The organism is Ferrimonas gelatinilytica (genome assembly GCF_039544205.1).
Lineage (GTDB): Bacteria > Pseudomonadota > Gammaproteobacteria > Enterobacterales > Shewanellaceae > Ferrimonas > Ferrimonas gelatinilytica.
In genome coordinates this window covers 25,695-37,279 of record NZ_BAABLF010000025.1, presented here as the reverse complement: position 1 = coordinate 37,279, position 11,585 = coordinate 25,695, and the positions used below count along the sequence as shown (strand labels likewise).

The 11,585-nt window shown below is 54.8% G+C and carries 11 protein-coding genes; all 11 read left to right on the top strand.

All coding sequences use genetic code 11. The features are described 5' to 3' along the window. Positions 1-157 (top strand): EF-Tu C-terminal domain-related protein (locus ABD997_RS12695; RefSeq protein ID WP_486322302.1); only part of this gene is annotated, 157 nt, incomplete at its 5' end. 150 nt (positions 158-307) lie between these two features. Continuing rightward, positions 308-1,186, top strand: coding sequence for a glycosyltransferase (locus tag ABD997_RS12690; RefSeq protein WP_345317437.1), 879 nt, complete (start codon positions 308-310; stop codon positions 1,184-1,186). After that, the gene (locus ABD997_RS12685; protein ID WP_345317435.1) at positions 1,183-2,313 is read left to right on the top strand and encodes a glycosyltransferase family 4 protein; all 1,131 of its coding nucleotides are present in this window, start codon (positions 1,183-1,185) and stop codon (positions 2,311-2,313) included. Before ABD997_RS12690 ends, ABD997_RS12685 begins: the two co-directional genes overlap by 4 nt. Next, on the top strand, positions 2,310-3,677 hold the full coding sequence (locus tag ABD997_RS12680) for an O-antigen ligase family protein (RefSeq protein WP_345317434.1): 1,368 nt from the start codon (positions 2,310-2,312) through the stop codon (positions 3,675-3,677). Before ABD997_RS12685 ends, ABD997_RS12680 begins: the two co-directional genes overlap by 4 nt. Before the next feature lie 81 nt (positions 3,678-3,758). Then, entirely contained in the window at positions 3,759-4,613 is an 855-nt protein-coding gene (locus tag ABD997_RS12675; RefSeq protein WP_345317433.1) for a glycosyltransferase family 2 protein, read from the top strand. Positions 4,614-4,616: 3 nt separating this feature from the next. Continuing rightward, on the top strand, positions 4,617-5,510 hold the full coding sequence (locus tag ABD997_RS12670) for a glycosyltransferase family 2 protein (RefSeq protein ID WP_345317432.1): 894 nt from the start codon (positions 4,617-4,619) through the stop codon (positions 5,508-5,510). Positions 5,511-5,512: 2 nt separating this feature from the next. Further along, complete coding sequence (locus tag ABD997_RS12665; protein WP_345317431.1) at positions 5,513-6,946, top strand: MOP flippase family protein; 1,434 nt, start codon at positions 5,513-5,515, stop codon at positions 6,944-6,946. 105 nt (positions 6,947-7,051) lie between these two features. Beyond that, positions 7,052-8,152, top strand: a complete 1,101-nt coding sequence (locus ABD997_RS12660) for a glycosyltransferase family 4 protein (protein ID WP_345317429.1) — start codon at positions 7,052-7,054, stop codon at positions 8,150-8,152. Between the two features lie 275 nt (positions 8,153-8,427). Next, positions 8,428-9,825: an undecaprenyl-phosphate glucose phosphotransferase gene (locus tag ABD997_RS12655; RefSeq protein ID WP_345317427.1), complete on the top strand. Its 1,398-nt coding sequence runs from the start codon at positions 8,428-8,430 to the stop codon at positions 9,823-9,825. A gap of 66 nt (positions 9,826-9,891) precedes the next feature. Next, on the top strand, positions 9,892-11,028 hold the full coding sequence (locus ABD997_RS12650; RefSeq protein ID WP_345317426.1) for an outer membrane beta-barrel protein: 1,137 nt from the start codon (positions 9,892-9,894) through the stop codon (positions 11,026-11,028). A 9-nt stretch (positions 11,029-11,037) separates the two neighbouring features. After that, a complete protein-coding gene (locus ABD997_RS12645; protein WP_345317425.1) occupies positions 11,038-11,562 on the top strand; it encodes a polysaccharide biosynthesis/export family protein in 525 nt (174 codons plus the stop codon). Positions 11,563-11,585 lie beyond the last annotated feature (23 nt).

The following is an 11,585-nucleotide window of genomic DNA, read 5'->3' as shown; positions in this document are numbered from 1 at the left end:
GCTGCCGGAAGGTGTAGAGATGGTAATGCCGGGTGACAACATCCAGATGGAAGTTACCCTGATCGCGCCGATCGCGATGGAAGAAGGCCTGCGTTTCGCTATCCGTGAGGGTGGCCGTACCGTAGGTGCTGGTGTTGTAGCGACCATCGTTGAGTAATCAACGGTCCTAGCTACCACCTCCTCAAAAAGGACGCCGAAAGGCGTCCTTTTTTGTATCTGCCCCCGCCCAACTCCTGACTTTGACTATGCTTTATTTTCATTAGCTGTGTCCGTGTTTTAACGTGAATTGACAGGGAGGCCTCGGTCGATGGCAGATCTGCCTTACCGTAAGATAAGGTCCGCGCGGACCGAGCCCACCCGGTGCCGATTGTCGGTGCTGATGGCAACAACCGGGGGGGCGACGCTCTCCCAGGCCTTACTCTCCGTGTTGGACTGCCAAGAGGAAACTTTGGCGACTATCGAGCTTGTGCTGGTCGTCGACAACCCCAACCTCGACCCTTCAGAGCTGCTGACACCTTTATCAGAGCCGCAGCGGGCTGCGGTCACCCTCCTGCATAACGATGAAAACATTGGCCTGACCCGCTCCCTGAACCTGGGCCTGCAGTTTTGCCGGGGCGCGCTGGTTACCCGCCTGGATGATGATGATCGCTTTACGCCACAGCGAATCGCGTTGGTGACAACGTACTTCTCGGACCACCCTGATGTGGATCTCTTAACTGGGGCGGCCTGGGTGCATCAGGACGGGCGACGTTATCTGATGCAGGTACCCGAAAGTCATCTCGAGATCGCCAGGCGACTGGCGTGTCGGAATATCCTGGTGCACTCGGCTTTGACGGTCCGTACCGAGCGTCTTCGTTGGCTCGGGGGCTATGACGAGGCATTTCGCTATGCGCAGGATTATGAGTTCTATCTTCGCGCGTTACGACAGGGTTTGCGTTTTGCGGGTGTGTCAGAGCCTCTTGTCGAGCGCGAGGAGGGGCGTAACAGCATTACGCTTTCCCGCCGTCGTCAGCAGGCGCTGTTTTCCCTGGCGGCTTTGTCACTGCACCACGCTTTGTGCTGGGATGGCGGGGCACAAAGCGTGCGCCCGGTGCTCTTGGCGGTGGCACGCTTTGCTTCGCCTTCGCTTCTTCGCAAAGGGGTGCGATGGCTACGGGCACGGCGCAGGAGGGTAAGGCTGGCATGACTGAACGTACCATTGTGGTGCTGTTTTCCCTGGGGATGTCGGCCATTCGCTGGCACCAGATGGGGATCTTCGGTAAAGAGAAGGTTCTATCAGAGGCGTACCTGAAACACGGCCTCGCCAGCCGGGTTGTGTGGCTGAGTTATCACCCCGGTGATCCTGAATTTGTAGCAGAACAGCAAAGGCAGGGGCAGTTGGCTTCCGCCATCGAGGTGCTCCCGGCACCGTCTTGGGCAGGCAGTAAGTTGGGCCGGGTGGTCTATTCACTGACGGCGCCTTGGCAGCACCGCAAGGCCCTTCGCCAGGCGACCGCGATCATTAATAACCAGACCAGTGGTTGCTGGACCGGCTTGATCGCAAGAGCCATCCTGGGGTCACGCTTTGTCTACCGGTATGGCCACTCCTTATGGCGACGTCACCTGGATCGTAAGCAGTACGGTCGTTTAATGCTCTCCTGGCCGGTGGATCGGCTCGCCCTGGCGGTGGCTGATCATACCCTGGTGTGCACCCGCAGCGATGCCCGCCATGCCCGTTCTGCCAAGACGCTCAGTCTCTGCCCAAACTTTATCGATACCGACGCCCTGCCAAATCCACCGCCGGTTCAGGCCCGCCATGAGCGTGGGATCTTTGTCGGGCGCCTGATGTCGTTTAAAAACCTGTTCAACTTGATCAGTGCTTGCGCGGCGGAAGCCTTGCCGCTGGATATCTACGGTGATGGTCCCTTGGCGTCAGAGTTGAAAGCGCATGCGGATACCCTTAAGGCTGATGTGCAATTTCACGGGGTGTGCGCGAATGAGGAGGTTCGGTCACAGATGATGCGATGCCGTTACCACTTTTTGGTCAGCAACTATGAGGCGATGCCCAAAGCCTTACTGGAGGGGATGGCCGCGGGCTGTGTTTGCCTGGTGTCACCCAATTACGGCTGTGCGGAGATCATCGATGATGGTGACAACGGACTGATGGCATCCGGATTTGAGGTGGAGGATCTTCGAGCTCTTATCCGCAGGGCCAGGGAGGCCGATCAACAGGCGCTCAGCGATGCCGCGGTGGCGAAAATTATCTCCCATTACTCGTTGCGGCATGTCGTGGGCCTACACCGTCAAGCGCTTCTTGGGGAGGAGCGGGAATGAGTTTGGCGGCTACCTTATCCCTTTGGCCCTCAAGGTTTCCTGGGCGCATTGCTACCTTGATGTGGCTCATGCTCTTTTGGGCACTGGCTGTCGGAATGGTGAAGTGGAGCATTGGTTTACCGGTTCGGACTCTGGTTTTGATGCTCGCTTTGGGTTGGATCGCTCTGGCGTTTCGCCTTCCTTGGCACTGGCTGTTTCGTGACAATCCCCTGCTGAAGGTGTTACTGGCGCTCGGGCTTTGGGGATTTGTGCTCTCCCTGTTCCAGAGCGCAGCGGTGCTCGATGCAGCCATGGTCTGGCTCCGCTGGTTTTTGCAGCCGGCGATGATCTTTCTCTTTTCCATCCTTTGCTGTCGCATTGTGGGGCCACGGTGGGTGGCGGGAGTTTTCATTGGTGTGATTCTGGTGAGTGCGGCAGTGGCGGTGCTGCAAGGACTGGAATTCGGGTTTGCCTGGGGCTTGACTCAGACTCTTGAAAACATCCAGGGCCTGCAGCGACAAGCGGTGATGTTGGCGCAGCGTGCGGCTGGGGAGGGGTTTGACGACAGTTTTCGGGCGCGGGGGATCTCCTACTCTCCCATCCACCTGGGCTATCAGGCCGCGCTGGTGGTTGCCATGATCTATCTGGCGAAGATGCATAAACCTGTACTGCTGCCGGTGGCAAATATCATCGTTTGGGCTGTCGGGGTACTGCTCCTCTGTGCATTGGTGTTCTCCGGGACTCGCTCCAGCCTGTTTGGGGTAATTCTGCTGCTGCCCCTGCATATGCTGTGTTTCAGTCGCTACAGAGTGGCCAGTATCACAGTGGTGACGCTTGGCATACTGTTGGCTCCGGCACTATTTTTCTGGGCGAGCAGCGTGTTGGACTTGCGGGTGCTGAGCATTTCTGACAGCTCTTTTGCCGCTCGCTTCCCGCTTGCCTTGCTGGGACTCAAGCTGTTTGTCGATAATCCATTCGGTTATGGGTGGTTGATCAGCGCCAATAGCCTAGCCGATGGCTACTGGCACGATCTTTACCGAATCAAAAATGCCGACGCAGTGGTGTATCTCGGGATCCACAATCACCTGGTGAGCTTTCTGTTTACTTATGGTGTCCCTGGAGCCCTGTTGGGCCTTTGGTGTCTGAGGGAGTGCTACAGGCGTTACGGCCTGGTACTTCTGGTTGCCCTGGCACCCTATGGGTTTCATGCACTCTTCCATAACGACGGCATCTTTCTGGGGGGGAACTACATCTGGGTGCTGCTGGGATGGGTTCATTACCACTACCTGACTAGGCCCAAAGCTGAAGCGCGGAGTCAGTCAACCTCTCAACTATCTCAATTTACGGCGCTTGAATCCGAGGAAAAAGCGCCGTTTGCCAACTAGTCTTTATCGATACTGGGTAGTTAAAGTCTTGCCGCCGGTTATACGGCCCTTCGATGCAGATATCTAAGGAGTACCTTATTTATGGTGCGCGTTTCAGTCGTGCTGACCACCTATAACAGACCGGAAAGGCTGGCGGCCGCAGTGGCCAGTGTACGTTCCCAAACCTTTTCTAGTTGGGAGCTGATCATCGTCGATGATGCGTCACCCTGTGATTATGGCCCCGCCCTTGCGAAGTTGGGTGTCCCTCATATCTACCATCGTCATGAAAAGAATCGCCGGGTTTCTGCAGCCCGAAACACCGGGGTGAAGCTTGCTCAAGGGGAGTTCGTCGCTTTTTTGGATGATGATGATCAATGGCTGCCGCAAAAACTGGAACGGCAACTTGCAAAGATCGGCCTGGCCTCATTATGTCTTTGTGGCCGACAGTTTGTGGGCAGTGACCTTACCGTATTGCATCACGACGTCGAAGAGATATCTCAAAGCATGCTCAAGCACCGTAACAACTTCTGTGGTGCGAGTGGAATTTTGGCCCGGCGGGATGCTCTCTTGCTTAATCCTTTTGATGAGAGCCTGGTCTGCTCTGAGGATTGGGAGCTCTACTATCGATTCGCCCAGCTTGGCAATATCCCGTACGTTGCTGAAGCACTTTACCTGTTCAATGATGGGCAGCACGACCGTATGACCAATGCCCCCCTGCGTGTCAGCCACAGTGAGATACTGCGTCGGCTTGAACCGATCAGCAAGCACAGGGCCTCTCTTGGGGAGGCCAGTTACCGGCGTAAGGTTGCCGGCACACTGCTGGCTTACATTGCCGACAGGCCGAACAAGGTTCGGATCCTCAGGATGACACTGCGTTATGCGGGTTGGTTGGCGACCCTAAGCTATCTGTGGACCAAGCTTTGGTATCGCAACCGTCCGGTTGTTATGGAGTGGTAGAGGATGATGAAGGTAAGCGTCATTGTGCCAGTTTATAATGACGAGCGCCGTGTGAAGCTATGCCTTCAGGCGCTGCTGGAACAACACTTCGATGGCGAGTATGAAATACTCATTATTGATAACGGCAGTACTCCACCACTCGATCTGGGTCGTATCAGCGACTCGAGGGTACGCCTTCTGCGGGAGCAGAAACCCGGCTCCTATGCTGCGCGCAATTGTGGTCTCGCTCACGCCACCGGCTCGTATATCGCCTTTACCGATTCCGATTGTCTTCCTCAGCCCGATTGGTTGAATGCCCTTGTTAAGAGCCTCGACCGTGGTATCGACATGGTGGCCGGAGAGATCCGCCTGTTTTCTGCGAATCCCGAGGCGCCCAATGCGGTGGAGTGTTTTGACATGCTCTGCGGCTTGGATCAGCGTGAAGCGGTACTTCGTAATCACAGTGCATTTACCGCGAATCTCGCTTGCCGGAGAGAAGTTTGTGAAGCCCTAGGGGGGTTTGACGGGCGTGCGACATCCGGTGGCGATGTGGCCTTTACCCAAGCCGCCGTAAAGTCCGGATTTAGGTTGGAGTACAACGCCAGCATGCTGGTGATGCATCCGGCTCGTGACTCTTTACGGGCGCATCGACAGAAGCTGAGGCGGGTGGTCAGCGGGGCTTACAGCCTGCGTCACAGTGAGAGTAAGTTTAATCGCACCTTTTACTGGCGTTCAATTCTCTGGGGGGGCGTCAGACCTTGGCTTACGGCGTTTAAGATGCTGCGCTCTCAGCGAGTGAAAGAGTTACGGATAAGCGACCGACTTCGTGCCATTAGTGTGTTGTTCCACAACAAGTATTACATGCTGTGGCTTCGAGTTGGTTATCGTCTTGGCCTGCGAAATAAGGTGTATCGATAGTTGTGGCAATCTCGCTAACATCTCGAGTGCTAAACGGGACGGGCTGGACTCTGGGGGCGCGCCAGGTGCAACAGGCCGCCACGCTACTCGTCATGGCCTTCCTGGCGACGGTGCTCAGCCCGGAGGATTTCGGGTTGGTGGGGATGGTTATGGTGTTGGCTGGTTTGGCCAATGTCCTGGCTGATACCGGTTTCTCTGCGGCGGTGATACAGGATCAACGCCTAGGACAGCGCCATTATGCCACCCTGTTTTGGGTCAACCTCGCGGTGGGGTCGGCGGTTTCAGTGTTCTTTTTCTTCAGTGCCTCCCTGATCGCTGCTTTCTACCAGCGGGAGGAGCTTGTTCTTATCAGCCAGGTTCTCGCGTGCTCTTTCTTTCTCTCCTCCTTAAGTACGTTGCCCCAAGCTATCCTGCGTAAAAACATGTCTTTTAAGGAGCTGTCTATTGCCGACACCGTTGTCTATCTCTTGACGGGTAGCATTGTGGTCGCGATGGCTTGGGGGGGCGCTGGGATCTGGTCTCTGGTGCTTCAACCCATCATTCAACAACTTTTGAAAGCCTTGATCCTGTGGCCTCTCAGTGGCTGGCGGCCAAGCTTTATCCTCTCTTGGTCGGCACTCAAAGACGTGTACCGATTCAGTTTCAGTATCTTGGGACTTCAATACCTTCAATATTTGATGGCCAACTTGGATTACCTCCTGATCGGTCGGTTCCTGGGCGCTGAGGCGCTCGGGATCTATACCCTGGCGTACAAGGTGATGTTCGTGCCGATTCGAAATATCTGTCTCGAGGTGGTCAAAGTCCTGTTCTCTGCATTCTCCAAGATTCAGGCAGAAAAGGATCAATTTCGCGCGCTGTACCTTGACTCGATGCGTATGACGGCGCTCATAGTGATGCCGATGTTGACCGGCATGTTCCTTGTGGCGGACCCCTTTGTCGTGACGGTGTTTGGGCCTCAATGGGAGATGGCTGTCCCGGTATTAAAGGTGCTGTGTCTGGTGGGGTTGGTTCAGTCTGTTGTGGCGCACTCTGGTGTGGTGTTTAGAGCGCTGGGATTCCCCGGATTGGAGTTAAAGATCAATATCGTCAGATTTTTTGTCACTTTGGGCGTTCTGTTGTGGGCCCTTCAGTTTGGCCTCTTGGTGTTTACCTGGGCACTCTTTGGATTGAGTACGCTCTTCATGCTGGTACAACAATCGATGGTGAAGCGATTCTTGGATTACCGTCATGTTGACTGGCTGATGGCATTGCAGCCCCCGTTCTTACTCTCCCTGATGATGGCCATTCTGCTCATGGTTCTGCAGGGTATTTGGCCTATGGCCTCCTGGGGACACCTCCAGAGGTTGTTGGTTTTGGTTGCTGTTGGAGTTGGCTTTTACAGTATTGGTGTCGGGGTGTGGTGGCGTGTGCGGCGACAGGCCGCGGTTTCGAGTTAGGTGGTTGTGGTTTCGGGGAGGCATGACGCTCCTGACTCAGGGGCGTTACCCGGATGCTTAGTTGGGGACCGTCGGGGCAACACGAACTTGCAAAGAAGGGGGCTTATGTCTGGGCGGCGGTCAGGAATTGCTTTGGTCGGAGGACGGGGCTATTGGTCCAACTATGGCGGCGTTGAAAATGCTATTCGACAACTGGCCAATGAGATGGAGCATCTCTGTGAGGAACCCATCTGGATAGCGGGGCAGGGCGACGCTCGTCAGTTTTTGGTCGAGTTACGGGGTGGGCTCCGAGTCCTTTGTGCTCCACGATGGGTTAGCCGGTTGGGGCATAGCTTTACGACACTGATGGGATTGCTCTATGTACTGGTCAGGGTGCGTCCTCGTGTTGTTTATCTCTTTGCCTCCGGCCCATGTTTGTTAAGTATCTTCTCGCGTTTGTTCGGGGTGCATACAGTCGCCTGCTTGAGAGCCATAGACAGTGGCCGAGATGGCTGGCAGGGAATCAATCGTTGGATTCTTCGGTCGGGGGAGTGGGCTGCTGTTAACATCGCGCACCGCTGTACGGTAAACAGCCTGGCAATGAGAAGGCTTTTCTTACGCGGCGGCCGCGAAACTGTCTATATCCCGAATGGTATAACCCAGGTCGGGAACCAGCCGCCCTCGTTCTTAACGGACCTAGGGGTTGAGGCCGATGGGTATGTGCTCTATGCGGCACGACTGGATCCAGTCAAACGTTTGCACATTCTTCTTCAGGCGCACAGACAGATTCCACAGTCTCGTCGGTTACCTTTGGTCATTGCTGGCGGGCACTGCAAAGACTCAGACTATGAGCAGTCACTCAGGCGGAACGCTGCAGATGATGTGTATTTTCTGGGGCATGTGTCTCAGGAGCAGGTTCATACGCTGACTCGTTATTGTGCCGTGTTTGTGCTTCCGTCTGTTCTTGAAGGAATGTCCAACAGCCTGTTGGCGGCACTTGGTGCTGGTCGCCCGGTGCTTTGTGCCGATGTGGAGGAAAACGCCGATGTGGTCAACGGATTCCGTCCGGTTTTGTTCGAGCCGGACAACGTCGACGCGCTCTCGAACAAGCTGCAAGATCTGATGTTGGACAGGCGCCGCAGGCGTCTTCTTGGGGCAAAGCTTAAGAGGATCGCCTCACAATATGATTGGGCACAAAGTGCGAAGGCCTTTCTCCAGTTGGGGTGAGTCCATAAACCCTACCTATGTCCATATTCTTTGTTTTGACTCTTCGAGCACTCTCAGTCGTCTATCTTTAATACCTGCGTTTGGAGAACTGGACATCACTGATAAGTGAATCATTCCAAACTGGATTTATAGGATGCCCGGTAGGTTGGGAGAAGTCATGACTGTGTCTGAATCGGCCATTGGCAGTATGAAACAGGCCTCGTTGACGATAGCCCGAGGGCTAATAATCTGTTCTCTGGGTCAGGCTGTGATGAAACAAGGGGAGTGCCAGAGTGGTGAGTTCTGAACTGGCACCTTCACATTTGGCGGGCTTTTGGCTACGGCTTTTCGATCTCTCCATTATTCTCCTTGGCATGCTGTTCGCGAGGTGGCTGTTCAGTTCGCCCGGCATCAGCGATGAACTCCTGGCTGTTTGGTCCCTGGTAGCGGGATTGCTGACACTGTATTGCTTCGAAGTGTTCTCGCTTTATCGAGTCTGGCGCCGTGGACAGTTTTATCAGACGGTAGCAACCACCCTAATGGTCTGGGCGGGAGTGGTCTTTTTTCTTTTGTTCCTCATCTATTTTCTAAAACTCAGTGACGAATTGCGACGTGCTGTGTTCATGACGTGGGTGGCAGGTGTCGCTGTTGGTCTGATTTTCTGGCGCTGGTTATACCACAGCTATCTCACCCTACAGAGGGTATCCGGACGTCAACAGGCCACAGCCCTGATTATTGGTCTGACACCTGTGGCTAGGCGATTGGCCCAAGAGATTGCACAGGAACCAGGGCTCGGGATCCGGGTGCTGGGATTTTGTGATGATCGGGACGTAATGCGCATTCACGGTGCTGAGCCCGGGGAGTTGCTTGGGGACATCGACATGGCGATTGAGATGGCCAGTCGGGGTGGGGTCGACAAGTTGTTTATCGCGCTGCCGATGCGTGCCGAAGCCCGGATTGCGGACATCATTGAGCGTTGTAGTAACACAGTCAGCGAAATTCATCTCGTACCCAACTTCTTTATCTACAACCTATTTAATGCTGCCTGGTACGACGTCGGAGGCCTCAAGACGCTGAGTGTTTACGAGAGCCCAATCAGAGGGCCTTGGGGGGCACTAAAACGCGCCGAAGATATTGCCATCGCGGCCTTGGCACTGATGGTGTTTGCGCTTCCGATGCTGGTGATTGCGATCGCCATCCGCCTAGAGAGTCCTGGCCCTGCCCTTTTTCGTCAGTGCCGTTACGGCCTGGACGGTAAACCCATTGAAGTATGGAAGTTTCGTTCCATGACGATAGTGGAGAATGGAACTACTATAAAACAAGCCACACGGGATGATCAGAGGGTTACTCGCTTAGGGCGTATTTTGCGCAGGACATCGCTGGACGAGTTACCGCAGTTCTTTAATGTGATGCAGGGGCAGATGTCGGTTGTTGGTCCGCGGCCTCATGCTGTCGCACACAACGAGCACTACCGTGCCCTAATCCAAGGTTATATGTTGCGCCACAAAGTCAAACCCGGGATTACCGGTTGGGCGCAGGTGAATGGTTGGAGGGGAGAAACGGATACCCTGGATAAGATGGCGAAACGGGTAGAGTTTGATCTTCACTACATCACCCATTGGTCGGTCATGCTGGATATACGCATTGTCGCGATGACGCTAACGAAAGGCTTTTTTCATGAAAACGCCTACTGAAAAACTGGGGAGCCTCAAGTGCACCGAATTTCCGGGATGGTATTTTGGTTAGTCACGGGGTCGTTAATGGCGGCGGAGTTTGAGCCAGCGATCGTTGAAATAACAGAAGATCTTTCTTTTCGTCCGATACTCGCTCTGGATCTGGGGCATGATGACAATCTGCTCAATCGGGGCGATCAGAAGATTAGCTCCGCCTATATCCGGGTCGAGCCCGATCTGCAGTTCAGCCTCGGGGAGCGGATCAGCCACCTGAGGTTTGGCTACCGCTTTAATGGCGCCACCTACTTTGACTCCTCTGCTGACAACTATGGTGATCATCACCTCTTTCTCACCGGGCACCATGAATTTACCGCTCGCCACGCTGTTGACCTAGATTACCGGTTTGCCAAGGCGCATGAAGACAGAGGCACGGGTCTGGCCGAGTTTTTCATCCTGCCCGATCCTGTGAGATACACAGAGAATACTCTCGATCTCGGCTATCGCTTTGGTGCCGACCAGGCGCGAATGCAGCTGGCGGTGAGGGCGGGGCTGGAAACCAGGTCGCACGACAACTTCGAATTCTTAACTCAATTTCGTGACTTTGATCGCTATTTGGCCGGTTTGGAGCTGAGCTGGCGGTTGGGCCAGCGCACCCGCTTTGTGTTGGACGGCGAATATGAAGATAAATCCTATGATCGTCAGCGGCAGGGCTCCGCGAGCCGCGACAGTGAGAGCTGGACGGTATTAGCTGGACTGACCTGGAAAGCTACGGAGAAAACTGAAGGGCGCCTAAAACTGGGTTATCAGGACAAGTCCTTTTCGGATCCGGTGCGAGAAGACTTCTCTGGTCTGTCTTGGGATATAGATCTTTTTTGGTCGCCAATGAGCCGCTCGCGCTGGGAATTTAGCAGTTCAAGTGAAGCCAAGGACCCCTCAACCACGGGTGATTACGTGGAAGAGCGTGTCTATCGGATCCAATGGCGTCATCACTGGCTGCAGAGATTGGCGTCCGTTATTGAATATCGATTCGAGAACGATGAGTACACGGGGCTGACCAGGAGTGAGGATTACCAAATCGCCCGACTGGGTGTCATCTACCACTTCAGGCGTTGGATTCAATTTGAGCCCTATGTCGATGTTCGTGATCGCAGTTCTAACCTGGACAACCCATCGGTGAACTACGACAAAACGCGATTTGGTCTGGCCACCACGCTTTCGCTGTGAGGAGAAACCATGAGACTCGTATTGGCATGGCTCTTGTTAGCAATGACACCGGCGGCCCTCGCTTCCGCCGAGGGAAACTACCGACTGGGCAGTGGAGACAGGATCCAGATCCAAGTTTACGGTGAAGAGGACCTCAGCATCGATGGGATCCGCGTGGGCGAGTCCGGAACCATCTCTTACCCTTACTTGGGCACCGTACGGCTGGCAGGTCGAACAGTCAAAGAGGTGGAGAATCAGATACTACAGGGGCTGAAGGGGGACTATCTGGTCAACCCAAGTGTCTCAGTCAGTGTGATCGAATACCGCCCCTTTTTTATTAACGGGGAGGTGAGGCGACCGGGCAGTTACCCGTTTCAGCCGGGCCTGACGGTGCGTCAAGCCATTGCTATTGCAGGCGGCTTAACTGAACGGGCATCAAGCAGAGGCCTTCGCCTTGTACGTGCAGATAACGGTGGCGAACGTAGCCTGAAAGTGGAGATGGCGTTTGAGGTTCTGCCTGGTGATTCCATTTTTATTGAAGACTCTTTCTTTTAAGCGCGGGCGCAACAGGAGACACC